This window comes from Streptomyces sp. NPDC086080 (assembly GCF_044540255.1).
GTDB lineage: Bacteria > Actinomycetota > Actinomycetes > Streptomycetales > Streptomycetaceae > Streptomyces.
Genome location: NZ_JBITRU010000008.1, coordinates 116999 through 139415, shown reverse-complemented (window position 1 = coordinate 139415; position 22417 = coordinate 116999). Strand labels below are relative to the sequence as shown.

Below are 22417 nucleotides of genomic sequence, written 5' to 3'. Positions count from 1 at the left end.
CCCCACACCCCCCCCCCCCCCCCCCCCCCCCCCCCCCCCCCCGCGGCGGGGGGGGGGCCGCGCCCCGGGGGCCCCCCCCCCCCCCCCCCGCCCGCCCCGCCCCCCCCCCCCCCGGGCCTGGTTAGGCGAGCAGGTTGGAGCGGAGGGCGTCCAGGTCGGCCTCCGTGATCCCGTGGGGTGCCAGGTAGGCGGGGATGGAGCCGAACCCGGTCAGAATCGTGTCCATCGCCGAGGCCAGCAGGGCCTCGTTGACCGGGTGCGAGTAGCGGGTGACCCCCGCCTCGTCCAGGAAGGACGTCGGTCCAGCCGTCAGCTCCAGCTCGACGTTGGACCGCACATAGTCCCCGAGGACCTGGTCCCACGGGGCCCCCAGTAGCGACTGGACCACGGCCACCGCGAGACCTGTGCGGTCCTTGCCCACGGCGCACTGCACGACCGCCGGCAGCGCGGTCGGCTCGGCCAGCCGCTTGACCAGCGCCGCGATCGCCGCAGCCCCGTAGGTGGCCATGAAGGGGTACAGGGCGGCCGGGTCCACGGGCCACGGCTTGCCGTCGAATCCCGTGAAGTCGGTGAAGCCCATCGCCTTCAGGGCATCCAAATCAGGCAACGCCGGAATCGGAACCCATTCGATGTCGAGCCCGTGCGTCTGCCCTGGCCAGACGTCGCTTTCGACGCCGCTGCGCAGGTCCATCACCGTGCGAATGCCCAGTTCTCTTAGGCGCCCGGCCCCAACTTCGGTCAGCCGGTTCAAAGAACCGGATCGGTAGAGGATCCCGGATCGCATAGGCGAGATGCCGGCGTCCCGGAAGTTGCGCACGTTCGGTACGTCCGGCATGTTTCTCTGCGCCGGAATGAGGTGACTTGCTGACGTTCCACTGTCAGGCTTTGTCATGAGAAAAGAATAGAGCCCACACTGCTCGTTCGTTCCCTTATTTACAGAAGGATGTGTCTAATTGCTCGGTGTGGCCGAAAGATGCCGCCCGCACCCCGGCCAGACGTTCGACGCAGTCAGCCGATCGGCGCAATCAGTGCCTCCCCTAAAAGCTTCCTGCCAATAGGCCCAGAAGACCCAGGTGAGAGGACGGTGATGATCTGGTGCGCCGACGGAAGTTGCTCGTGGTCCCGGCGAGTTGCTCGTCACCCGGCTCCGGGACGCGATGCTCGCACTGGGCACGGCCGCGGCCGCGCCATCGCCGCCCGAGGCGCTCGTCACCGACTTCACCCGCGCGGTCGCCGACTTCGACGCTTGCCGCTACGCCTCCCTGGCCCTGCGCCTGCCCCGCCTCATCCGCGGCGGCCACGCGCTCTCCACCAGCGGCGATGACACGGAGCAGCATGCCCTCCTGGCCAAGAGCTACCTGCTGGCCACTCGCATGCTCGTGAAGATGGACGAGCAGCAGCTCGGCTGGATGGCCGCCGACCGCGTCCGGCAGCTCGCCCAGTCGGCGGGAGATGTCCTCGCGGTCGCCGAGTGCGCCCGTCAGTTGGCCGTGCTCGCCAGGAAGGCGGGTGGCATGACCAAGCGCTGTCGATCGCGCTCTCCGCCGCTGATCACTCGGATCTGCGAGGCACCGGACGCGCCGGGGCTGCGGTCCGCGGCCTCCTGGTCCAGAGTGCGTCGTACACCCTTGCGCGCTGCGGCGATCGGGACGGGATGCGGGAGCTGACGGACGAAGCTGCCGCCATCGCCAAGGAACTCGGCGGTGCCACCCTGCTGCGCGACCACGGCGGCGGCTTTAGCCCCCTCACCGTGCAACTTCACAGGATCAGCGTGGAGAATCACGCTGGCGATCCCTGGGCCGCGCTCGATGCCGCTCGCACGATCTCGCTGAAGGCGCTGCCCAGCGTCGAACGCCGCTCCCGCGCCCTCGGGGACATCGCTGCCACCTACGACCGCCTCGGCCGCCGCAGCGACTGCGTCCGCACGCTGATGGCCGCCGAGCGATGTGCTCCACAAGAGACCCACGCCCGACCGGCGACGAAGGCCTTGATCTCCAGCCTGCTGGTGTCCGGCCCCACGTCAACGGAACTCCGCGGCCTCGCCGAACGCAGCGGCGTTCTTGCCTGAGGAGCGAGCACTGACTGGCTGGCCAGGCCGACCGACGGTCGGAGCGGTATGCGTGGTTCGGTCCGGCGCTCATGCCTCCTTGACTGGGCTGATCGGTGATTTCTGCCGAAGTAGCTCGGGGTGGTGGCGCTCGCCCGTAGCGTGAGGCGGCATGACTGTGCTGATCATCGGAGGCAACGGCTTCCTGGGCGCCGAGCTGGTACGCCAGGCGGTGTCCGCCGGCCTGCACCCGGTCGCCACGTTCCATTCCCGCCCCGGTGACGACGACGGGGCGACCTGGCATCACCTCGACCTTCGCGACCCCCTCCGCCTGGAGGAAGTCCTTGACACGGTGGCTCCGGCCGTGGTGATCAACGCGACGAGCGGTGGAGCGGACTGGGCGGTCACCGCCGAAGGCGGGATCCGCCTCGCCCAAGCTGCGGCCGGCCACGGCATCCGCCTGGTGCACGTCTCCAGCGACGCCGTCTTCTCCGGCACGGGCCGCGACCGCTACGACGAGTCCTGCCTTCCGGACCCCCTCACTCCCTACGGGGCCGCGAAGGCAGCCGCCGAGACCGCCGTACGCCTCCTGTGCCCCGACACGGCGGCCGTCGCCCGTACGTCCCTGATCATCGGCAACGGCCGGTCCGAGCACGAGCGGCTGGTGCACGCGCTGGCCGACGGCACCCGGCAGGGCGCCTTGTTCACCGACGACATTCGTTGCCCCGTCCATGTGACAGACCTGGCTGCCGCTCTGTGGGAGATCACCCGGTTCGACGCCGCTGGCGTGTTCCACCTCGCTGGGCCGGATGCCCTCAGCCGCTACGAGTTGGGCGAGCTCATCGCCCGCCGCGACGGGTTCGACCCCGCCCGGCTGCCCTCCGCGCGCCGCTCCGATACGGGACTGCCCGGTGGGCTCGACGTACGACTCGACAGCCGCGCCACCCAGCAGAAGCTGCGCACCCGGCTCCGCGGCGCCCGCGAGTTCCTCAGCGGGAACAGGCCGGAGCCGACCTGACAGACGCCCACCACCCACGTCCCTATTGAAGGCGAAACGCGCCGCCCCGTGACAAGCCGTGGGGCAGTCTCTCCATGACCGTTCGCGAAGGGGGAGATGGTCCGATGCGCCCCAGCCAGCAGATGCGCGACCTCGGCATCGTTCAGTACGGCGCGCCCGTCCTGCGTGACCCTGCCCGCCCCTTCGCGCTCCCTGCCGAGCGGGAAACCATCGACACCGTCGTGGGTCAGCTCCTTGACGTCATGGAGCGCATCCGCCGCGCGCACGACTTCTCCGGCAAGGGCCTGGGCCTGGCTGCCCCGCAGATCGGCATCGGCCGGTCCGTAGCCGTCGTCCAGCCTCCTGGATCTGCCCCCATTGTTCTGCTCAACCCCCGTATCACCGATGCCTCCGAGGACATGGATGAGAGGTTCGAAGGGTGCCTGTCGTTCTTCGACGTTCGGGCACAGGTTCCCCGACCCCTGCGGATCACGGTGGAAACGATGACAGCAGCGGGCAGTACCGAGAAGGCCGTCTACGAGCGGGGCGACGCGCGGCTCATCGCGCACGAAATTGATCACCTCGACGGACTTCTGCTGATGGACCGGATGCGGCCCGGCGTGAGACCGGTCCCGGTCGAGGAGTACCGCAGGACGGCCGAGCCCACTGGACGGCCCTGGTCGTACGAGTAGAAGGAGGCGTGGCCGACCGTGGGCGGGCGCGACATCCTCGCAGTGCTCCCCCAGCGGCCGATGGGGGAGCACCGCGATCCGACGCGGCACCAAGAGGCTCTGGCGGGTCAGGCGCGCGGGCGTTCTCAGAAGGCCGTGCGGATGTCGCTGCGCGGGTCCCCGTCTACCAGCCGGTCCTCGTAGAGCCCGTCCTGCGCCCGGCGTCGCCATGGTCGGGCGTACCGAAGGGCCACGTCGATGTCCGGGTCGGCCGAGTCGAGGTCGATGTCCGCGACCGCCAGCGCGGGCTGCCCGTCGGCGGGGCACTGCGCCAGCCACCGGCCGCCGGGCGCCACGATCCCGGACGGCACCGTGGCGCTGAACTGCGCCGGCACGGCGTAGCCAAGCCAGTAGCAGTACAGCGTCCCGTAGGCCTGGGCGATGCGCGCCCTCGGAGCATCGTCGACCATCACGGAGAGCAGGACGCAGTCGACGTCCAGGCGCTCGTACTCGGCGAAGAGCGGCGGGAAGTTCGCCTCCACGCACAGCGCGCAGCCGATCCGGATGCCGTCCACCTCGAAGACCAGCGGCTCGCGGCCCGGGGTGTACAGGTAGGAGACCTCGGTATGCGACAGGAACTGCTTGTCGTACCTGGCGACCAGCTCGCCACGGTCGGAGACGATGAAGAGGCTGTTGTGGGGCCTGTTCGGCGGCGTGAGCGGGTGAAGAGACCCGAACGCCGTCCACATCCGTAGTTCCCCAGCCAGCGCAGCGATTGACTCGGCCTCCTCGCGCAGGACGTCCCAGGCGGCACGGCTCCAGTCGGCCGGTACCAGCGCGCCGTCCGGGCCGGCCGCCATCACGTGCTTGCTCGGATAGACGATCGCCCCCTCGGGGAACTGCACCAGCCGCGCACCCGCCCCGGCTGCCTCCGCCATCAGGGCCTGGATCTCCTGCCCGGCCGCTCGAAGTGCTCCTCGGTCAGTGGGATCTTCCGGCACCGTGCTCTGGGCGACCGCCCACCGCAAGGTCCGTGACCCGTTGGGGCGTTGGTCGAGTGCAGGAGTCGTCATCATCTCTCTCCGATCAGCAGGGGCTTGCTCGCGGGCGGTGAAGGTGTCCCGGGGGTCAGGTGGCCAGCCGGGCCGGGTCGCACTTCGTGGGGCCTGGGGTGAGGCGGGTGAAGTGTTCGGTACGGATGATCTGGGCGCGGTCTGCTTCGGGAAGGCGGGCGAGGATGCCGGGCAGGGGCCGCTCACGGGCGACCTCACCGCGATGCGCGAGGATCGCGTGCCACTTCGCGTCGGTCCAGGGGGTGACGTCGACGCTGGTGGTCACGTATGAGTCCGGCACCGCGAGCACCTCCTTTCCCACACCTTCGAGCAGCGGGCGGAGCAGGCCGACGCCGGACTCGGGGTGCGTGGCGGCGTACAGCGCGGCCGGCTGCCACGGAGGGCCCGCTTCCGGATACAGGCGGGCAAGGCCGGCGGCTTCGACGGCGAGCAGGGCGATCTGGTGGGTCCGTACGTGGTCGGGGTGGCCGGTCAACTGGCCGACCGCGTCATGGGTAACGACGATGTAGGGACGGAAGTCCCGGATGTGGGCGACGAGGCGGCCGATGGCCTCATCGAGGGGAGCGTCGACGAGCCGGGGCTGGCCGGGCGCGGCCTCGGGGTTGCGGGCGTCGCCGTAGCCGAGCAGGCGTGGGGAGCCGGCGCCCAGGACGGCGAGGGCGTCCGCGAGTTCAGGCGCTCGGCGGCTGTCGGGGGCCCAGGTGGCGGTGACGACTGCTGTGCGGGCACCGGCAGCGTGGTGCTGCGCGAGCACACCGCCGGCTAGAAGACTCTCATCGTCAGGGTGCGCGAACACTGCCAGCAGCGAGGGGAGGGGCGGGTGGTTCATGGCCAAGAAGCCTCCTCGAGGCGGTGGATGGAAGGGAGGTCAGGTGATCGGCGGCCCCCCGGCGGCGGTGAGTCGGTAGACGGTGCGCCAGCTCATCAGGCGCCGCGGCTGCGTGTGCCGCGTCGTCCAGCCGACGGGCTCGGGCAGGTGACTGTCACCGCTGGCTCTACGGGCATCGGTCCCTGAAGAGGCTGACCGCATCAAGTCCTTCCTGCCGGGGGCGTCGGTTCAGAACAGGGCTCGTTGCTCCGCCTCGAGGGTTGCGTGTGGCCGCCGGTTGGGCTGCAATCCAGCTACCGCGTCCAGTTCGAGCAGGGTGCTCCACCGCCCGTCGGCGCATCCGTCGTCCAGTAGCCGGACCAGCACCTGGGTGGTGACCTCGACATCCGGCATGGCCCGGTGCCGTCCGGTTGGCTTGGGGATGCCGTAGTAGCCGAGCAGGCCATCCAGCCCGTAGGAGCCGAGTCCGGGCACCACGGCCTTGGCCAGACGCAGTGTGTCCAGCAGTGGCGTGCGCGCGAGTACAGGACAGTGCTCGGCCTGCCGGCCGATGATCCCGGCCTTCGTGGAGGCGTGGTGGGCGACCAGCCGGTACGGCGGCGCGGTCAGAGGTGCGTCGAGCCGCGCCAGCACTTCGGCGGCCGGACGTGCCGTGGAGAGCATCTGCTGGGTGATGCCCTTGAGCTGTACGTCCCGCGCGGTCACGGGAACGTCGGCGGGCGGCCGCATCAACTCCTCGAACCGGCCGACCCCCACCAACCGGTCGCCTACGGAACGCAGGGCCAGCGCCGCGACCTCGATCGGCTCGGCAGACCGTCCCGCCGGCGTGAGGCCTTCGAAGTCGACCACCAAGAACGTCGTGGCGGCGAAGCGGGGATCGTTCACCAGCGCATTCACGATGCCACCTCCTGCCGGTACGCCCCGGCATCCGAGTGGGTGTGGCAGTAGGAGACACAGATCCCTCGGGTGCGGTTTTCGATGTCTGGCACCGGATGCTTCCTTCTGGTCACGGGGTCAGGGCCGCAGGGCGTAGCAGCGCAGGACGTCGAGGTCGACGGTCCGTACGCGGGACCAGCCGGTCGTCAGCAGTTCGGTGTCCAAGGGGGAGATCCCGAGCTTCTGGAGGGCCGGGTTGGTGGTCGTGCGGCGGCCGGCGATCTCGGTGACGACCCAGAAGATTCCGCCGGGCGCGAGGATGCGCCGGATTCGGTCGAGGAAGGCCGGCTTGTCGTCGATCCATCGGTAGACCAGGCGGCAGGTGATGAGGGCATAGGCCGGGTGTGCCAGGGCGGTGAGGTCGGCGGTGGTGATGTCCAGGCACTGCCAGGCCGGCCCCGGGCCGGGTCCGGGGTTGATGTCGTGGGCGGCGGCGAGTGCGACCGCGCTGGCGGAGCAGTCGACGCCGGTCGTCCGGTAGCCGAGCTCGTGGTGGACGTGGCGGGCCAGGGCGCCGTCGCCGCTGCCGATGTCGAGGGCAAGACGGCCCTTGCCGGGAGCCAGGTGTTCGGCCATCAGCTGTTTCTCGGCCGTGCACACCTGCCGGTAGCGGCGGCCGCCTGCCCAGAGCGGCTCCCAGTACGCGGCGGGCAGGGGGCGGCCGTCCCGGCCCGGTGCTGCCGTGCTCACCGTGTCGCCTCCTCGGCGTGCGTGAGAGGACCGTCCGGTCCGGTGGCCCAGTCCCAGGCGCCGACGTAGGCCGCCCCCCGCTCCGGCGAGCCTCCATGACGGCCGTCAGCCGGTCGAAGTCCTTCACCGGCATCAGCGCTCGCCACTGCTCCAGGGGCATTGCCCGTAGCTCGTCGTGCTCCTCGGGGGCGAGGACGATGCTCGCGAGCTGCTCGTCGGTGAGCCGCCCGCCGTCGAACACGAAGGTGCTGGTCGACGCCGGGAATCCGGGACCGGGCAGGCCGAACACCGCCGCCAGCAGCCGCGGCGGCCCGGACATCACCAGCCCGGTCTCCTCGGCGGTCTCGCGGACCGCGGTCTCCCACGGCCGTTCGCCCGCCTCCGTCGTTCCACCAGGCCACTGCCAGGGGTGCTCGGGGCTGTAGACGCTGTGGAGCTGCACGGGCTGGTCGTGTCCGTCGGTGAAGAACACGCTGGCGGACACGACGGCCTTCGGCAGCGTCGCCGCGTACTCCTCGGGCTCGAGCTTCTCGTTCATCGTGTGCCCCCGTCCCCGGCCTGCGGGAGCTTCGTCATCCGCATGAGGGCCGGATCGCGCGCGAAGCCGAACTCCTCATACAGCGGCGCGGCCTCCTTGCTCGCATGCAGCTCGTAGAGCGTTACCCCCTCGCGCCCCAGCACGTCCAACAGCGCGGACACGGCCGCCCGGGCGAGGCCGCGCCGCCGGTGGGCGGGTTCGGTGGCCACGACGTGGATCCGGGCGGCCAGCCCCTTGGGGTACTTCGGGGCCGACAGGACGGGGTGGACCAGTGCGAGCGCGCAGGCGACCAGCCCGCCGCCCGGCGCGTCAACGACGCAGCCGCGGGCATCGCCCCCGGGCTGCAACCAGGATGCGAGCTGGTCACGGCAGATGACGGGCCACTCCTCGTCGAGAGGCTCGCTCAGGACGAGCTGCGAGCGCAGCCGGGCGATCTCAGCGGCGTCGTCCGCAGTGCCCGGCCGCGGAACGGGCCTTGCCCCGGTGCCTGGTACGTCGGTGCTGTGCGTCATCGCGGGTCACCTCCATCGACCGTGCGGGAAGCGAGCACAGCGGCGCCGGCACGGCAGCGCAAGAGGGTGCGGCGCCCCCGTTCGACCAGTTCCGGGTCGCCGGTCGTGCTCCCGAAGGCGATGCCGGACACCGCGTCCAGGACCGTCTCCACCAGCAGGCGCGCCCTCTCCTCCTCCGTGAGACGCCGGCCGTACCCGTCGAAGAACGCCTCGTAGAGGTCTTCCCGGCCGTCGAAGCAGCCGAGGAGACGGACCAGATCCCGCACGGCGGACTGGGGTTCGCTGCGCTCAAAGTCGAAGACCCGCAGGGTGCCGTCATCGACCCGGCGCAGGTTGCGGAGCTGCAGATCGCCGTGGGTCACCACCGCTCCGACCGCCGGCAGCCGCACAGCACTGTCCACGACCGACCGCACGTACTCCTCGTCACCCAGCCTCAGATGCGGCCGCGCCCCTTCCAGGTGCCGCTCCAACTTCGCGTACGGGACAACTGGCGCCGTCCCGGGCGCCGCCGCCGGCAGGGGGCTCGCGTGGATGCGGGCCGTGAGCTCCCCGATCGCCCGGAACACGCGCCGCTCCTCGTCCGACGGCAGCACCATGCCGTGCAGCGGGTGGCCCTCGACGGCGGTCAGGACGATTGCCCGCAGCGTCGCGTCGGCCGCCACCAGCCGGGGACCGGCGCCCCTGAGCCCCGGCACCCACTCGCGCAAGGCTGTGACCTCCCGGCCGTGGAAACGGTCGTTCTGGTGGATCTTGACGAACCACACCCCGCCCGAAGCGTCCTGCGCTCGCCACACTCGGCTGGCGGTCTGGGCCCAGGACACGTCCGTCCAGGCGGTGATCCGGCCGACCGCCCGTTCGGCGAACTCCCGTACCTCCCGCCCAGGACGCGGCTCACCGCAGCCCGGGGCGGGCACGAGGCGGAGCCGGTCGACAGCCGGGCCGTGTTTGATCGGATCGCCCGGCTCCTGGAAGTGCACCGCCACGGGAACACCGGCCCGATAGGCCTCCAGCCCCGCGCGGCAGTAGGCGACCATCGGCTCCGGCAGAGCGTCGAACGCAAACCAGTCCATGGCGTCGCACACCTTGGGCTCCCTGACCTCCGGCGTCCCGGCCCAGCGGCGGACCTCGAAGAAGAACCCGACCCGCGCGCTCCCGGCTGGCGCCCGGTGGTGGACGGTGACCGCGGCACGCACGTCGTCCGGCTCCACCACCAGGCCCGTCTCCTCGTACGCCTCGCGCACGAGCGCGGTGACGACGTCCTCGAAGGGCCCGTCGACGTGACCGGACGGGAAGTGCCAGTGCCCCGCGGCATAGACGGTCCCGGCGCGCCGCGACAGCAGCACCTCCGGCCCCTTGTCCCCCTCTCGGACGGCGATCAAGTGCACGTCCACCGGCACCGCGTGCCGCTCGCCGCCGCTCACCGGGCACCTCCCGGCCGACGGGCGAGCAGGACGTCGAACACCCCGTCCTCGACGAGCCCGCCCTCCGCTGCCGCGTGCCGTTCCAGTAGTGCCTGGGCCTCGGCCTCGAACCGGGGATGCCGGTCGCCGAAGAGGGCGGGGCGGGCGAAGCTGGTGCTGCGCAGGTAGCCGATCACCTTGTCCGGGGTCCACACGCGGCGGAGCGGGAAGTGGTGCTCCTCGACGTCGCTGAACGGGGACTCGGCCAGGTCGTCTTCGTACCGGCGGCCCGGCTCTGCGTAGGCCCCAGTGGTTCCGGCCCGGCGTTCAGCGCCGAGGTAGGACTGGATCAGCTCCCGCAGCGCTGTCGTCCACGGCGCCGGATGGGTCCAGAGGCTGCCGTCGCCCATGATCGCCAGCGTGGCGCCGGGGGAGGTGACACGGTCGGCCATGGCCAGGACGGCCGGGCGGTCCATCCAGTTTCTCTGAACTAACAAACTCGGCTCCAACTACTTGGTGGCGATGAGATGAGGGACGGTTCATCCGCCGGCTCTCAGCGGCAGGAACCCAGTCGGCTACTCTGCTCACTCATCAGAGTGGGGGGGGCGACCCGCTGGGACGAGCGGTGCAAGCGGCTGAGGGGGCGACGTATGGCGATAAGAGATGGATTGCTCTCTGAGCTCTCGATCCATGGCTACGCGGTGCTCGACGGAGTTGACCCGACAGATGTGGCCGTCAGCTTGGGCCGTGCGGGCAGCGGTGAACTCCTAGTACCGCAGGAGGCAGGTAGCGCTCGTCGTTCCTGGTCCCTTTCCGGCGTATACGGCCTGGGAGCGTTCCCCTGGCATACCGATGCTGCGATCTCGGTGAACCCTCCACGGTGGTTGGTACTTACGGCCCGGGAGCTCTCTGAACCAACCTGGACAGAGGTCTTGCGGCCTGCTGAGAATCTTGTCTCGGCTCTGCGGCGCACGGTGCTGCGGTGTACGGACGGAAAAGGACGCACTCGGTACCTGCCCGCGGCGGTCCCTGAATCAGATGAACTGTTTCGAATCAGGTGGGATCCGCGAACCTGCAAGCCGCTCTCAGATTTGGCTGTTGCCGATGTCGAAGCTGTAACACCCACTGCACGGGTGACTTGGCAGAAGGATCGCGTGCTGGTTCTCGACAACGCCATCGTGATGCATAGGAGACCAGCCGTCCCTTCGGGAACGCGGCGATCGATCGAGCGCGTATATGTCTGGAGTCGTTGATGTGGTCTTATGATGCGCTTCTCGGGAAAGCTGGCGCATATTTCAATCGCGCAGAGGAACACCCCAGGGCTGACGGAGAGGTATTCGCTTTTTGGCTCCTTCTCGGACTTGAATTCCTGTTGCGGGCGCCGCTGGCGAGGGTTCACCCTACTCTGCTCGCCGATCCCGATGGCACGGCCATTCTCCACGCTGCAGGATTTCCTCCGAAGCCTGCACAGCCTGGGGCTAAGCCTCCCAAGGATCCGAAGTCGATTGCCACGCACACGGTAATCTCTAGACTCGGTGTAGTGATCGAGGAATTCACGAAGGAGCGCCAAGATGAGGCGACCTTCCTCACGAACTTGCGCAATCGGGAGCTGCATACCGGCGATGCGGCACTGTCCCTCGATTCGTCGGTTTGGTTGCCACGCTTCACTCGGGTGACGACGGTGGTGTGTGAGCATTTGGGCCTCGAACCTTCCGACTTGCTCGGTGCGGAGATCGTACAGCTCGGTCAACAGTTGGTCGACGATGAGGGCAAGCGTCTGGAACATGAAGTAAAGAAGCGAATTGAAGCCTGCGCCGCCGCCTTCGCCGACCTGACCGATGACCTCGTATCCACTCGTCGAGCAGCTGCTCGCCCTGGCGAAAAGGGAATCTTGGATCACGTCGTGGAATGCCCCGCCTGCCGGTCAAGAGTGTGGCCCTCCTTGGAGGCGGTTCGGCGAACGAATGAGCGCATCGAGTCCTACGGCATCTACGCGGATGTCATCTCGGTTGCGACAGGGCTCTCATGCCAGGTGTGTGGTCTCGTGTTGAACGGAACAGCAGAGATCAAAAGCGCGGGCCTGCCTCAGCAATACACACATGAAGAGGAGGAGACTTTCGAAGAGCGGTTCCTCGACACATACGAACCTGACTACGGAAATGACTGAGTGCTCGCACTTCGACTCCTTCAGGACGGGTCTGGATGGCGTCGGGGCGGGATCACGGGCATGCCGAGGTTGATCTGGCGGGTCATGCTGGCGAGCTTCTGCTCGGCCGCGGCGATGGTGATCTCCAGCCCTTCGACCTCGCCGAGCCAGCCGCGTTCGTGGGCCTCGGCCAGGCGTTCGCGGAGGTTGACGATGATCTCGTCGAGCCGACGCTTCTGGGCTGGATCCGGTTGCAGGAGCGGGCACCGCAGGCCCCGTTGACTGAACGAACCCTAGAGATTGCCCAGTTCAGTGGTCGGATGGAGTCATCGGGCACTACGGTCACCGGTCGTGATGAACGATGCTCCCCGACGAGATTTGGCGGCCCTGGTGGTTCCCCGGTGGGGTCGGCTGCTGGAGACCGGCGACCGGTACGAGCCCTACCGGCTGATCGATCCCGACGGAGCGGCCGTCGAGGCGGTCGCCGCCTACTTCCAGGAGTTGCTGGCCGCGGGGAAAGCGCCGTCAACGGTTCGTTCCTACGGGATGGATCTGTTGCGGTGGTGGCGGTTCCTGCAGGCCGTGGACATTCCCTGGGACCGGGCGACCCGTCGGGAGGCCCGGGACTTCAGCTGCTGGATCCAAGAGACCGTCAAACCCAAGAAGATAAAGGCCCAGGGCCCGCAAGCGGTACGGGGGGCCGGTGCTGCGAACCCGGTGACCGGGAAGTCGTCGACCGGATCCGGATACGCTCCGGCCACCGTCGTACACAGCGAGACGGTCCTGCGCCGGTTCTACGATGTGCACCGCGATGCGGGGACGGGCCCGCTGCTCAACCCGTTCCCGCTGGATCTGTCCCGCCGCTCCGGGCGGGCTCACGCCCACCACAATCCGATGGACGGCTGGAGGCCCGAGCGGGTGGGCCGCTACCGGCCGAGCCTGCCGCGGCGCGCGTAGGTGTCGGACGGCCGAGTTCCGCAGGTCGGTGAGGCGAGCGGGGACCGCCGCCGCTGTTCGAATCCGGGGCGATGAGTGGGGGCGGGCTCAGTGTTCATGGTGTGCTCTCCGTCTGGGCGGTTGGTTGGTACTGGTGCTCTAAGAACGCGCCGAATCCGAGGTCGTAACGGCCCCGGACGGGCGAATGTCTCGAACGTGAATGCGATCCTGGCCTCTCGGGCAAGGGCTGCCTGCCTGGTCGCTTTTGAACTCACACGTTCGAGTGGTTGGCGACGTGTGTCACCCGGTCAGGGGCTTGCGCGGTCCTTCCGCAGACCCGGAGCAGGAGTGGGATGGTGTGTGTGGCGGCGGATCATGTCCAGGCCCTGCTGGAAGGTGACCGGGGTCTCCGAGAGGTTGAGCCGCAGGAGCTGGCCGTCCGGATACAGCGCGTCCCAGGCGGCGGAGGTCCCGCCGTGGACGACGGTCGGGTTGAGCCGCAGCCCCGCTCGCCCGCACCGCGCCACCCAGGGCAGGAAGCCGTCCTGCGGGGTATTGAGTTCGGCGAACGCGGAGCAGCCCGCGGCCGGCTCCATGCCCCGGGAGGCGCCGCGAGGGAGCGGCCGAGCCAGCCATGTTTGCTGACGAGCCACCGCAGGGCCTGGGTGTCGGCGAGCGCGGCGTTGCGGGCGGTCGTAACGTTCTCTGGCGTGGCTGCCTTGCGGACGTGCGCTGGTGATCTCCATGTCCGGCGCGCGGCCTGAACCCGGCTGATGAGGTCCTGCGCGATGTCCGTGCGGCCAGGGGCCGGGGTCTCACTGCTCATGAGGTGTCTGCCGAACTCGCTGAGGTCGTGTGCTGGTAGCCCCTGGAGCGCATGGTGACGCCGTTGGTCGTCAGCAGGCGGTGGATAGCCCCATAGGAGCGGCCCGTCTCCTCGCAGATGCTGCGGATGGACTTGGTCTTGTAGGCCTTGATGACGGCTGCGGTGAATAGTGCGGCGTCCTTGCCCGTTATCCGTTGGCCCTTGGGGATCCGGCGCAGGCCGGCGCTCGTCGGTGGGCCGAGCGGTTCGTCCATCGGCTGGGCCGCGGTGGTGGTGAAGCTCATGGGTAACTCCCTCTGACGTGGTGGCAGATGTTGGGCTGGGTGTGGGCCGGGGCGAGGAAGCTGCGGCGGGCCCGGAGGATGGCGAGGGTGTGGGCGTAGGGCTGCTGTCGGCCTGGGAGACCGCGACGGCGCCGTGGGTCTCGCCTGTGTCCAGCACCGCGAGGAGCCGGACCCGCTGCGGGTGGATCTGGCGGTCGCAGGGTAAGGGCAGTCCGCTGCTCAGAGTTCGGTGTGGACACGGCTGCCGACACGTGCGGGGCACGGGGGCATGTCGTCCTCCGGACCGGGCAGGGGCTGAGGCCGGGGTGTGAAGGAGGCGGACGGCGCGTCGGCATGGTTCTCGGGTGTCTGTCGCGGCTCTGGGCTGCTGGAGGCTTTGGTCATGGTCGACACCGTGGGGCGGAGAACCGGGGGAGAGGTCTGTGTGTTCCAGTACCGAATGGGGTCTCTGCCCTATCAAGGCTGCAGCACCCCCCCACGCTGGCAGTGTCGGGCACACAAAGTGTCCCCTGGGGTTGAGGGAGTACAGGGCCCCTTCCTCCTTAAGGACGTCAAGTGCCTGTCTGACCAGCCATTTTCGGGCGTTAAATTCGGCAGCGAGCTGCGCCACACTCGGTATCCGTTGACCAGGTGGGTATGTGCAGTCGGCAATCCGCTTCCTGATCGCCGTAGTGATGCGCTCGACTGTGTCCCGGTTCGAACCCGGCTTGGGCCATGTCTCGCATGGACCCTCGCTCTTTCGCGCCAGGACATCGGGGCCTACTGGCGGATTCAGCGGATCGAGGACCACCGTCCCGCGCCCACGCCCGGGAACGCCGACCAGGTACCCCTCTGCCGTCAGTACTCGGCAGGCATTATCGACTGTAGATCGGCTGACGCCGAGTTCATCCGCAATGAGTCGGCGCGCAGGAAGCACCGAACCCACTGGGTAGGTGTCGTCCTTGATGCGACTGCGGATCACAGCAGTGGTCCGGTCCCGCAGTGCTCTTTTGTCCGTCGCAGACACGATCCCCGGGTGCGGGGGTGAGTCCGCAGGGGCGAGCAGCGCCTTCAGGAGCCCCGGTTTGCTATCGGTTCTCATTTGTACAACTCCCTGCCTCGGAACGGGTATGCGTCACTGCCGGGTCCGCATCCCACCGCGTGTCCCCAGCGGTGGGCAGGGCTCGCGGAGGGGCCTGCGGCTCGCGGAAGGGCTCGCGGCAGTCGCAACTCCCGCGTCTCCAGCCGATGGATGTGTCGCCGGCGGGCGCGCTGGTCACCTCAGCGTGGCCCCCAGAGGCTCCAATCCGCGGCCATGTGTCGCGGGTCACTGACACCAGCACGGTGACCAGAACGGCCATCAAGATCACGGCGAGGCAGCCGCCGATGTCGCGGAGTGTTGACAGCAGCGGGCCCTGTGCCCAGGTCCGTCCGCTGGCCTGCGCCTGCACGTACATCGCCTGCTGCGGGGGGTCGGACACCAACTTGCGACGGAGGAAGTCGGCGATGACAGATGGTGCGTAGCCGAAGTACTTGCCGCGCTCTGTGTCGTCCCAGGGCTGGCGAGGTCCCCAGTTGACGGTGTGACAGGTGTTGCGGCGGGCCGACAAGCCGAGCCGGACGCGCGGGAATCCGGGTTGGCCTCGTAGGGCCGCCCAGACCAGTACGGCGTCGGTCATGGTGTCCACCGACAGGTAGCCGCCGCTGCGGCTTCCACCGGTGGGGACCGCAAGGAGGACGGCGTTGCCCACCCTCACACCGACCGCGCAGTCGAGGAGGACTGGCTCAGCGAGGCGTTCTCGGAACCAGGCGTAGTCCTCAGCACACTCCTCGGGTGAGGGGCGGCAGAGCGGAGCGCCGATTTGCGCGAGCGGGAGACGGGACATGTGAAGTGAGGGCCTTGTGTCCGGGGCATTAGTCATGCCGTCCGGGTGAGCGGATGGTTGAGGATGTCGGTGAGGCTGTTTCGGCCCATGCGTAGTAGGACCGTGTGGTGGTCGGACAGGCCCTTCATGTCGACGACCGCGACCGTGCGGTTGTGGGGGCTCCACGGCTGTTGGGAGTCCGACGTGGCGAACGGCGAGCTGTGCAGGGGAGGATCGGTCAGGTGAAGCTCGGCTGTGGCGGGCCGTCTCGGTTGTGTCATCGCGCGGCTGCCTGCTCAGCTCGTGGGCCGTAGGCGGTGGTGAGAGGGACCGCGCAGTGGATCATTGCGGCGAGGCCGGGTGTCGCGGTAGCCGCCAGCCGCAGCCGCGCCACCCGCTGGCCCTCCGGTCGTCGGCCAGAGCCGAGTACCTCCCACCCGAGGTCACGCAGATGGCTGAGGAGACGGCCAACAGCGCGGTCGTCGCTGGCGTGCCACCTCGGCGCCTCGGCGTACACCCACGGTGTTTGCAGACGGTCTGCGTAGTCGCGCAGCCACATCGTCATCCGCCATCCGGTCCGTCCGTCACGGTCGGGCGCGGTGTGGGCGAGTGACACAAGCAGCCCCGGTTCGGAATCGTCGCCACCCCAGTGCCGCAGGTCGTGGTGCCGGTGCAGTACGAGGCATCCGGCCAGGACCGCTTCGGCGTCGTTTTCGTACAGTCCCACAGCCTCGGTCTGGTCCTCCCGGAAGACGGCCGGGGCGTGGGGATAGGGCGGGGCGATGTGTAGGGCGGCGAGCGCGTGGATGCGGTCTTCGACGAGAGCAGCGGCCTCGGCGCGGGCAGCGGGTGTGAGGAGCGGACGTACTTCGTAGGCCGGTCGGTCCGCACCCTGGCCGCCGTGCCACGTGGTGGCCGCGGCGGTCGCCTTCACTGCGCGGCTCCCGTGGCTGCGGCCTGCTCTGTCGGACCTTTTTCCTGAGCAGGACCACCGAGGAGCTTCCAGGTGTGGGCGAGGCCCACCAGGTGTGCAGTGTTGTCCGCGCAGGCCTTGGCCAGGAGGAAGTCGATGTCGGCACGTACATCGCGGGCGGAGACGCCGATGGCCGCGCCGATGTCCGTGTTGCGGGAGTGCCGGGTGAGGGCGTGCAGGAGCCGTTGCTCGTTCTCGCTGAGGCGCGGAGCTGGCCTGCGGCACGCGGGCGGGTCGACATGCCGGGCGGTGAGGAGCGTGTGCACGAGCACTGCGCGGGAGGCTCCGGGCGGACAGCCCACGTGTCTGCGGGCCGCCTGGAGCTGACTCTTCACCCCGTGCACGGACAGGTACAGGTGCGCGGCGATCGCGGCGTTGGTGGCACCGTAAATGAGGCGTGCGGCAACACGTTTGGCCGCTGGGGTCAGGGGTGCGATGGGATCGGCGGTCATGGTGGTCATCTGAGGTCCTGGCGGAATGGAGGTCAGGCGGCCGGCTGGCCGAGGTGGACGGGGAGACCCTGGTGGCCGTTGGAGATGAAGCTGGGCAGCGGTTGGAGCTGGTCGGCCTCAACGGCGAGCCGCATGTTGGGGAATCGGGTGAAGAGGGCGTCGAGTGCGATGCGTGCCTCGATGCGGGCGAGTTCGGCGCCCAGGCACATATGGGCGCCGTGGCCGAAGGCCAGGTGCTGGTGGGCGGTGGGGCGGCTGGGGTCGAAGCGGTCGGCATCGGGACCGTGGATGCCGGGGTCGCGGCCGGCGGCAGCGTAGTTGATCACCAGGGCGTCGCCCTGTGCGAAGGTGATGCCGGTGGGTTCGTCGGTGACGTCGCGTACGGCGAAGCGCATGATGATCGTCGCTATGGGTGCTTCCAGCCGCAGCGCCTCGTCGACGACCTGCTCCCAGGGGGTGTGGCCGGAGGTGGCCTGGTGGAGTTGGTCGGGGTGGGTGAGCAGGTTGGTGACGGCGTGGTCGAGGAGGCTGACGGTCGTCTCATGGCCGGCGCCGATGAGGAGGACGAAGCTGTCGGCGAGTTCCTGGTCGCTCAGTTCCCCCTCCGCGTGTGCGGCGACGAGGGCGCTGGTCACGTCGTCGCCGGGCGTCTTGCGCTTGCGGTCTACGAGCTGCCAGATCAGCTCGTAGACGCGCTGGCCGGCTGCCGCGGCGGCTTCGGGGGTGGCGTTGGTGACGAAGAGCGCTCCGACGGCGTCGCGGAAGTCGTCGTGCAGGTCGTCGGGCACGCCGAGCAGGACGTTGACGACCAGCAGCGGCAGGCGCCAGGCGAACTTCTCACGCAAGTCCACTACTTGATCAGGGCCGGCGGCTGCGACCTCGTCCAGGAGGGTGCGGGCGATCTCCTCGATCTGCGGTATGAGCGCCCGCACGCGGCGGGTGGCGAACGCCGTGGCCAAGGGGCGGCGCAGTCGGCGGTGCTCGGTGCCGTAGGAGGACAGGGCGTTGCGGACGTCGACCCAGATCCGCAGCGGCCAGGTTTCAGGGATCTCGCCGTTGATGTAGGCGGGCCAGTGCTGGTGGGCGTCCTTGGAGATGTCGGGGTGGGTGAGCAGGCGGCGTATGAGGCCGGGGTCGGTGATGGACCAAGCGGGGATGGGGGTGTCGCCGGGCAGCAGGACGCGGGTGGCCGGACCGTGGTCGCGCAGGGCGGCGGCTTCGCCGTGGATGTCGGAACCGGTCCCGTCCAGACGGTAGGGACAGTCGGTGAGAGGGCTCTGGGACGTGGGCTTGGGTGTGGCGGGCATGGCGGTCACCTTCCGGTGGGTGCGGGAGCGGGATGGAAGTGCACGGGGAGCGAGGCGGGGCCGGCCAGGAAGGTGCCGGGCAGGTTCACCACGTCGACGGCGGGGACGGCGAGCGCGAGGCCGGGCAAGCGGTCGAGGAGGCGTTCGACGGCGGTCTCGGAGATGACGCGGGCCAGCCCTGGGGCCGGGCAGGCGTGAACGCCTGCACTGAAGGCCAGGTGACCGCGGTTCCCGGCGTGCTGGCCGGTATCGACAGCCACCTGCGGGTCGCTGTTGGCGGCGGCGAAGGAGACGAGGATCGGGTAGCCGGGGCGGACAATGACACCTTCGACATACTGAGGGCCCTGGGCGTACAGCGGGGAGTAGTTCGGCACGGGCGGCTCGTCCCAGAGCACCTCTTCGAGGGCGGCAGCGACTGGGGTGGCACCGGTGTACACACTGCCGGCGAATCGCTCGCTGGCGAGGAAGTGCTGGATGCCGCGGCCGATGTGCTTGGCGGTCGGCGGGGCCGCCGCGCCGAACAGGAGCAGCAGCGTCTGCACGAGTTCGCCGTCGCTGAGCCTGGCCTGGATCAGGTAACTGACGATGTCGCGGCCGGGCTGGACCCGCTTGAGCTGGACCAGCTCCAGACAGGCTCCCTCGAGCGCGGCGTTGGCCTGCGCCGCGTCGTCCCCGGCGGCGAACAAGCGGGTGACGAACTGGATGATCCGCTCTCCGTGCTCGGGCGGGCAGCCGAACAGCTCGATGACGGTGAGCATCGGCAGCGGATCGGCGTACTGGGCTACGAGATCGGCCTGTCCGGCCGGGCAGAAGGCGTCGATCAGCGTGTCGGCGACACGGGCGACGGTGTCGGCGAGCGCGTAGGTGTCGATGCGGGCGAGCGCACCGGTGATGGCGCCCCGCAGCCGCTGGTGCTCCGCGCCGTCCTTCCACAGCGCGTTGTCCCGAGGCATCATCATCTGCCGCGCCGGGCTGTCCGCCGGAATCTGCCCGCTGCGCAGAGCCTCCCAGTGATAGGTGGGGTCCTTGTGGAACAGCGCGGGGGTGTGGCGCAGCAGGTAGAGGCAGGCCCGGTAGGTGACGGCGAGGTAGCCGAAGACGCCGGGGGAGATCTCGACGGGCACGACCGGACCGATGTCGCGCAGCCGACGGTAGGCGGCCTGCGGGTCGGCGTCGAAGACCGGGCCATAGATCGGCAGGGGCTGCTGGGGCGGCGGGGTGTGCCCGCGCACGGGGCACTGGGCGGCATCAGAGGCGTGGCGGGCGGTCATCGGGCGGACTCCGGCGTCAGGAGGTGGCGGATGAGGACGATCAGCGCGTTGCGGGAACTCGTCGGCTCGCGGGCGTCGCAGGTGACCAGCGGTGTCGTCTCGGCGAGGTCCATGACCTGCCGCAGCCGCGGCTCCGGATGGACCGGCGCGTCGTCGAAGGCGTTGACGGCGACCGCGTACGGCAGGTGGAGCTGTTCGACGAGCTCGAGGATGGGGTAGGTCTCGTGCAGGCGGCGGGTGTCGGTGAGGACGAGCGCGCCCAGTGCGCCGTACGCGAGATCCTTGAGGATGGTGAAGAAGCGGGGCTGTCCGGGGGCTCCGAAGAGGTAGAGGACCAGGTCGTCGGCGAGGTGGAGTCGGCCGAAGTCCATCGCCACGGTCGTGGTGGTCTTCTGCGGCAGGTGAGCGTGGTCGTCGATGCCTTCGCCGGCGCTGGTCATCACCTCTTCGGTGCTGACGGGCGCGATCTGGGACAGGCCGCGAACGAACGTCGTTTTGCCCGCGCCGAAGTGCCCGGCGATCAGGACCTTCGCGGTGCGCTCGTCCCCGCGCAGTATCGGGGGCTTAGAGCCGTTGAAGCCCGGCAAGGACATCCTCCAGCAGCTGTCGGGTGGGGTCGGCGGCGTCGGTGATGCGCTGCCGGGTGGAGATGTGGCCCGCCTCCATGAGGTCGGCGAGCAGAATCCGCATCACGCTCACCGGCAGCCCGAGAAGGGCACCGAGCTCGACGACCGACTGGGAGCTGTGGGACAGCGCCTCGAGGATCGTCAGCTGCTCGGGGTTGAGCGTGCCGCGGTTGAGGTGGGAGGAGGACGCGGCGAGGCTGATCAGCGTGACGTGGTCGAAATGGTTGCGGCTGGGCTGTGACCGGCCGCCGGTGACCACGTAGGTCCGCACGAGCCGGTCATCGCCGCGCCCCGCCGGGCTCATCCCCGCTCGTCCTCACCCTTGCGGGGAGCGACGCCCAGCGCCGGTCCCAGCCTCTCGACGACCTTCGCCATCCGGTCCGAGAAGGCGACAATGTCCACGTCGGCCTGCGCGGACGCCACCAGGTAGGAGCGGTCGCTGGCAGCGATGATGAAGAGGTAGCCGCCGCGGTACTGGATCATTGTCTGCTGCCAGGGGGTGACGTCGTCGCCCACGAACGTCGCGGCGTTGCGGCTGAGGGACTGCATGCCGGAGGCGGTCGCGGAGATGTGGTCGGCGAGTTCGTCGGTGACGTCGCGGGAGGCGGTCATACGCAGGCCATCGGCGGAGAGCACCACAGCGTTTTGGGCGCTGGGGAAGTCGACGAGGTCGTCGAGGATCCAGGCCAAGTCGGCACGGGGGGTCATGAGTTCAGCTCCTGGGAGGTCGGATGGTGGGCGGATCGGGTGCCGTGGGCGAACGCGGCCAAGCCGTGGCCGGCGCGCGGCGGCGGGGGTTCGGAGTCGGACGCAGCCTGAACCGGGGATGTGACGGCGCCGCGGCGACGTACGGGCAGGCCGTCCTCGGCCACCGGGTAGGGGGACTGGTGCTGTGCCGTGGATGCGGTGGGCGCCGGTTCAGCGGTGTCGGGTCGGTGCGTCGTGTGCTGGGGCTCCTGGTCGGGGGGCGGGGCGAGCATGGTGCGAGGCACCTGCACCACGGCCCGCGTTCCGCCGTAGCGGGAGTGCTCGATGTCCAGGCTGACCCGGAAGCCGTAACGGCCGGCCAGGACGCCGACGCCGTGAAGGCCGAACGCGGCCGGGTTGCTCAGCCCGGTGAACTCCACCGGGTACTGGCCAGACACGCGCCGCTGCGCTTCGTGGAGGACCTCCGGCGTCATTCCGGGACCGGCGTCGTGGATCTCGACGCTCACGCCGTTGTGGGTCTCCACGAAGGACACCTCGACCGGGGTCGTCGGCGCGCTGTGGCGGGCGGCGTTGTCCAGCAGCTCGGCCAGCAGCAGCACCAGGGGCTCCACGTAGCGGCCGGCGACGTAGAGAGGGCGGGCGGGGGGCACTTGGACGCGAGGGAAGTCACGGATCCGCGAGATGCCTCCGCGTACCGCGTCGAGCAGCGGTACGCCGTCTCGCTGGCGGCCGGGCCACATGCCGGTCAGCACGCCGTGGACCTGCAGCCGCCTGGTCAGCTGGCTCGCGGCGTGGTCGATCGGCTGGACCAGCTCCAGCGTCTTGTGATCGTGTCCTGCTTCGAGGAGCTTGGTGATGGCAGCCTGGAGTTCGTAGCTCAGCGGCTGCACGGATCGGGTCGCCGCCTGAACCGCCACTCTTGCCGCGCCCTCGGACCGCGTGGCGGCCTCGGACAATGCCGTGGCAACCTGCTCCAGCACCACCTGGTGGGCTCGGTCGGTGTCCGTGCCGGCCAGCGCCTGGTGGAGAAGGGCACCGACCGAGGTCGGATCGCCATCTCCGTGCTGCATGGCGTAGATGAGACCCGGCAGCCGGGAGGCGGCCAGGTGTTGGGCCTCCTCGCCTTGGGCCGAGGCCCGCTGTTCGGCCTTGGTGGCCCGTCGGTTGGCGGCGCCGGCGGCCCTGCGGTGCCGTGCGGCCGACCTGGCGAAGTGGACTGCGGTGCCACCGGCGGCAGCAACAGCGGCGTACGGCGCCAGGATGAGAGCTTCCTGGAGAAAGGGGGTCATCGGATCCTCGCGGGCGTGCGGTCGGCGGACTGGGGCGGCAGGTGCTGGAGGCGCCGCGGCGG

General features: G+C 69.6%; 26 protein-coding genes and 2 pseudogenes. 6 read left to right on the top strand and 22 right to left on the bottom strand.

Annotation, left to right across the window (positions count from 1 at the left end; all coding sequences use genetic code 11):
- Positions 1–121: 121 nt before the first annotated feature.
- Positions 122–835, bottom strand: a complete 714-nt coding sequence (locus ACIF9R_RS12960; protein ID WP_399978553.1) for a tyrosine-protein phosphatase — start codon at positions 833–835, stop codon at positions 122–124.
- A 295-nt stretch (positions 836–1130) separates the two neighbouring features.
- Between ACIF9R_RS12960 and ACIF9R_RS12955 the strand changes: the two genes are divergently transcribed.
- From ACIF9R_RS12955 to ACIF9R_RS12940, 4 genes are all read left to right on the top strand, one after another.
- The gene (locus tag ACIF9R_RS12955) at positions 1131–1667 is read left to right on the top strand and encodes a hypothetical protein (RefSeq protein ID WP_399978243.1); all 537 of its coding nucleotides are present in this window, start codon (positions 1131–1133) and stop codon (positions 1665–1667) included.
- On the top strand, positions 1655–2068 hold the full coding sequence (locus ACIF9R_RS12950) for a hypothetical protein (RefSeq protein WP_360730155.1): 414 nt from the start codon (positions 1655–1657) through the stop codon (positions 2066–2068). Before ACIF9R_RS12955 ends, ACIF9R_RS12950 begins: the two co-directional genes overlap by 13 nt.
- Before the next feature lie 151 nt (positions 2069–2219).
- Complete coding sequence (locus ACIF9R_RS12945; RefSeq protein ID WP_399978240.1) at positions 2220–3065, top strand: SDR family oxidoreductase; 846 nt, start codon at positions 2220–2222, stop codon at positions 3063–3065.
- A 104-nt stretch (positions 3066–3169) separates the two neighbouring features.
- Complete coding sequence (locus ACIF9R_RS12940; RefSeq protein ID WP_399978237.1) at positions 3170–3736, top strand: peptide deformylase; 567 nt, start codon at positions 3170–3172, stop codon at positions 3734–3736.
- 125 nt (positions 3737–3861) lie between these two features.
- On the opposite strand, the gene ACIF9R_RS12935 is transcribed toward ACIF9R_RS12940, so the two are convergent.
- From ACIF9R_RS12935 to ACIF9R_RS12900, 8 genes and pseudogenes are all read right to left on the bottom strand, one after another.
- On the bottom strand, positions 3862–4788 hold the full coding sequence (locus ACIF9R_RS12935) for a carbon-nitrogen hydrolase family protein (RefSeq protein WP_399978234.1): 927 nt from the start codon (positions 4786–4788) through the stop codon (positions 3862–3864).
- A gap of 55 nt (positions 4789–4843) precedes the next feature.
- On the bottom strand, positions 4844–5617 hold the full coding sequence (locus ACIF9R_RS12930; RefSeq protein ID WP_399978232.1) for a PIG-L deacetylase family protein: 774 nt from the start codon (positions 5615–5617) through the stop codon (positions 4844–4846).
- Positions 5618–5845: 228 nt separating this feature from the next.
- Positions 5846–6514, bottom strand: coding sequence for a 3'-5' exonuclease (locus tag ACIF9R_RS12925; RefSeq protein ID WP_360730167.1), 669 nt, complete (start codon positions 6512–6514; stop codon positions 5846–5848).
- A 117-nt stretch (positions 6515–6631) separates the two neighbouring features.
- A complete protein-coding gene (locus tag ACIF9R_RS12920; protein ID WP_399978229.1) occupies positions 6632–7243 on the bottom strand; it encodes a class I SAM-dependent methyltransferase in 612 nt (203 codons plus the stop codon).
- A 196-nt stretch (positions 7244–7439) separates the two neighbouring features.
- Positions 7440–7781 (bottom strand): annotated as a pseudogene (locus tag ACIF9R_RS12915) (NUDIX domain-containing protein); the annotation flags it as partial.
- Positions 7778–8293 (bottom strand): GNAT family N-acetyltransferase, encoded by a 516-nt coding sequence (locus ACIF9R_RS12910; protein ID WP_360730175.1) that lies wholly within the window; start codon positions 8291–8293, stop codon positions 7778–7780. The gene ACIF9R_RS12910 and the pseudogene ACIF9R_RS12915, both read right to left, overlap by 4 nt.
- Entirely contained in the window at positions 8290–9714 is a 1425-nt protein-coding gene (locus tag ACIF9R_RS12905) for an NUDIX domain-containing protein (RefSeq protein ID WP_399978224.1), read from the bottom strand. The genes ACIF9R_RS12910 and ACIF9R_RS12905 overlap by 4 nt, the downstream gene beginning before the upstream one ends.
- Entirely contained in the window at positions 9711–10169 is a 459-nt protein-coding gene (locus ACIF9R_RS12900) for a hypothetical protein (RefSeq protein ID WP_360619105.1), read from the bottom strand. Before ACIF9R_RS12900 ends, ACIF9R_RS12905 begins: the two co-directional genes overlap by 4 nt.
- A gap of 1064 nt (positions 10170–11233) precedes the next feature.
- Here ACIF9R_RS12900 and ACIF9R_RS12895 point away from each other — a divergent pair.
- Together ACIF9R_RS12895 and ACIF9R_RS12890 are read left to right on the top strand one after the other, a co-directional pair.
- Positions 11234–11860, top strand: a complete 627-nt coding sequence (locus tag ACIF9R_RS12895; protein ID WP_399978222.1) for a hypothetical protein — start codon at positions 11234–11236, stop codon at positions 11858–11860.
- Positions 11861–12193: 333 nt separating this feature from the next.
- The gene (locus ACIF9R_RS12890; RefSeq protein ID WP_399978550.1) at positions 12194–12796 is read left to right on the top strand and encodes a site-specific integrase; all 603 of its coding nucleotides are present in this window, start codon (positions 12194–12196) and stop codon (positions 12794–12796) included.
- A 287-nt stretch (positions 12797–13083) separates the two neighbouring features.
- On the opposite strand, the gene ACIF9R_RS12885 is transcribed toward ACIF9R_RS12890, so the two are convergent.
- From ACIF9R_RS12885 to ACIF9R_RS12825, 13 genes and pseudogenes are all read right to left on the bottom strand, one after another.
- Positions 13084–13371, bottom strand: a complete 288-nt coding sequence (locus ACIF9R_RS12885; RefSeq protein ID WP_360619084.1) for a hypothetical protein — start codon at positions 13369–13371, stop codon at positions 13084–13086.
- A gap of 226 nt (positions 13372–13597) precedes the next feature.
- Positions 13598–13885 (bottom strand): helix-turn-helix domain-containing protein, encoded by a 288-nt coding sequence (locus ACIF9R_RS12880; protein ID WP_360619083.1) that lies wholly within the window; start codon positions 13883–13885, stop codon positions 13598–13600.
- 508 nt (positions 13886–14393) lie between these two features.
- A pseudogene (locus tag ACIF9R_RS12875) lies at positions 14394–14966 on the bottom strand (GntR family transcriptional regulator); the annotation flags it as partial.
- Positions 14953–15750 (bottom strand): DUF6302 family protein, encoded by a 798-nt coding sequence (locus ACIF9R_RS12870; RefSeq protein WP_399978219.1) that lies wholly within the window; start codon positions 15748–15750, stop codon positions 14953–14955. The gene ACIF9R_RS12870 and the pseudogene ACIF9R_RS12875, both read right to left, overlap by 14 nt.
- Positions 15751–15782: 32 nt before the next feature.
- Complete coding sequence (locus ACIF9R_RS12865) at positions 15783–16010, bottom strand: hypothetical protein (protein WP_399978217.1); 228 nt, start codon at positions 16008–16010, stop codon at positions 15783–15785.
- Positions 16007–16663 (bottom strand): hypothetical protein, encoded by a 657-nt coding sequence (locus ACIF9R_RS12860; protein ID WP_399978214.1) that lies wholly within the window; start codon positions 16661–16663, stop codon positions 16007–16009. Before ACIF9R_RS12860 ends, ACIF9R_RS12865 begins: the two co-directional genes overlap by 4 nt.
- On the bottom strand, positions 16660–17163 hold the full coding sequence (locus tag ACIF9R_RS12855) for a sigma-70 family RNA polymerase sigma factor (RefSeq protein WP_360728200.1): 504 nt from the start codon (positions 17161–17163) through the stop codon (positions 16660–16662). Before ACIF9R_RS12855 ends, ACIF9R_RS12860 begins: the two co-directional genes overlap by 4 nt.
- Before the next feature lie 23 nt (positions 17164–17186).
- Positions 17187–18461, bottom strand: coding sequence for a cytochrome P450 (locus ACIF9R_RS12850; protein ID WP_360728202.1), 1275 nt, complete (start codon positions 18459–18461; stop codon positions 17187–17189).
- A 5-nt stretch (positions 18462–18466) separates the two neighbouring features.
- A complete protein-coding gene (locus ACIF9R_RS12845) occupies positions 18467–19732 on the bottom strand; it encodes a cytochrome P450 (RefSeq protein WP_399978211.1) in 1266 nt (421 codons plus the stop codon).
- Complete coding sequence (locus tag ACIF9R_RS12840) at positions 19729–20319, bottom strand: ATP/GTP-binding protein (RefSeq protein ID WP_360728207.1); 591 nt, start codon at positions 20317–20319, stop codon at positions 19729–19731. Before ACIF9R_RS12840 ends, ACIF9R_RS12845 begins: the two co-directional genes overlap by 4 nt.
- Entirely contained in the window at positions 20297–20662 is a 366-nt protein-coding gene (locus ACIF9R_RS12835) for a DUF742 domain-containing protein (protein ID WP_360728209.1), read from the bottom strand. The genes ACIF9R_RS12840 and ACIF9R_RS12835 overlap by 23 nt, the downstream gene beginning before the upstream one ends.
- Positions 20659–21066: a roadblock/LC7 domain-containing protein gene (locus ACIF9R_RS12830; protein ID WP_360728212.1), complete on the bottom strand. Its 408-nt coding sequence runs from the start codon at positions 21064–21066 to the stop codon at positions 20659–20661. The genes ACIF9R_RS12835 and ACIF9R_RS12830 overlap by 4 nt, the downstream gene beginning before the upstream one ends.
- Positions 21063–22355 (bottom strand): ATP-binding protein, encoded by a 1293-nt coding sequence (locus tag ACIF9R_RS12825; RefSeq protein WP_360728214.1) that lies wholly within the window; start codon positions 22353–22355, stop codon positions 21063–21065. Before ACIF9R_RS12825 ends, ACIF9R_RS12830 begins: the two co-directional genes overlap by 4 nt.
- Positions 22356–22417 lie beyond the last annotated feature (62 nt).

Excerpts from the sequence above, each read along its gene's own strand:
- ACIF9R_RS12950 (WP_360730155.1), top strand. The coding sequence starts at position 1,655 with ATGCGGGAGCTGACGGACGAAGCTGCCGCCATCGCCAAGGAACTCGGC.
- ACIF9R_RS12945 (WP_399978240.1), top strand. The coding sequence starts at position 2,220 with ATGACTGTGCTGATCATCGGAGGCAACGGCTTCCTGGGCGCCGAGCTG.
- ACIF9R_RS12850 (WP_360728202.1), bottom strand. The coding sequence starts at position 18,461 with ATGCCCGCCACACCCAAGCCCACGTCCCAGAGCCCTCTCACCGACTGT.
- ACIF9R_RS12960 (WP_399978553.1), bottom strand. The coding sequence starts at position 835 with ATGCCGGACGTACCGAACGTGCGCAACTTCCGGGACGCCGGCATCTCG.
- ACIF9R_RS12880 (WP_360619083.1), bottom strand. The coding sequence starts at position 13,885 with ATGAGCTTCACCACCACCGCGGCCCAGCCGATGGACGAACCGCTCGGC.
- ACIF9R_RS12885 (WP_360619084.1), bottom strand. The coding sequence starts at position 13,371 with ATGGAGCCGGCCGCGGGCTGCTCCGCGTTCGCCGAACTCAATACCCCG.
- ACIF9R_RS12910 (WP_360730175.1), bottom strand. The coding sequence starts at position 8,293 with ATGACGCACAGCACCGACGTACCAGGCACCGGGGCAAGGCCCGTTCCG.
- ACIF9R_RS12930 (WP_399978232.1), bottom strand. The coding sequence starts at position 5,617 with ATGAACCACCCGCCCCTCCCCTCGCTGCTGGCAGTGTTCGCGCACCCT.
- ACIF9R_RS12935 (WP_399978234.1), bottom strand. The coding sequence starts at position 4,788 with ATGACGACTCCTGCACTCGACCAACGCCCCAACGGGTCACGGACCTTG.
- ACIF9R_RS12870 (WP_399978219.1), bottom strand. The coding sequence starts at position 15,750 with ATGTCCCGTCTCCCGCTCGCGCAAATCGGCGCTCCGCTCTGCCGCCCC.
- ACIF9R_RS12940 (WP_399978237.1), top strand. The coding sequence starts at position 3,170 with ATGCGCCCCAGCCAGCAGATGCGCGACCTCGGCATCGTTCAGTACGGC.
- ACIF9R_RS12830 (WP_360728212.1), bottom strand. The coding sequence starts at position 21,066 with ATGACCCCCCGTGCCGACTTGGCCTGGATCCTCGACGACCTCGTCGAC.
- ACIF9R_RS12900 (WP_360619105.1), bottom strand. The coding sequence starts at position 10,169 with ATGGACCGCCCGGCCGTCCTGGCCATGGCCGACCGTGTCACCTCCCCC.
- ACIF9R_RS12855 (WP_360728200.1), bottom strand. The coding sequence starts at position 17,163 with ATGACCACCATGACCGCCGATCCCATCGCACCCCTGACCCCAGCGGCC.
- ACIF9R_RS12825 (WP_360728214.1), bottom strand. The coding sequence starts at position 22,355 with ATGACCCCCTTTCTCCAGGAAGCTCTCATCCTGGCGCCGTACGCCGCT.
- ACIF9R_RS12845 (WP_399978211.1), bottom strand. The coding sequence starts at position 19,732 with ATGACCGCCCGCCACGCCTCTGATGCCGCCCAGTGCCCCGTGCGCGGG.
- ACIF9R_RS12835 (WP_360728209.1), bottom strand. The coding sequence starts at position 20,662 with ATGAGCCCGGCGGGGCGCGGCGATGACCGGCTCGTGCGGACCTACGTG.
- ACIF9R_RS12865 (WP_399978217.1), bottom strand. The coding sequence starts at position 16,010 with ATGACACAACCGAGACGGCCCGCCACAGCCGAGCTTCACCTGACCGAT.
- ACIF9R_RS12890 (WP_399978550.1), top strand. The coding sequence starts at position 12,194 with ATGAACGATGCTCCCCGACGAGATTTGGCGGCCCTGGTGGTTCCCCGG.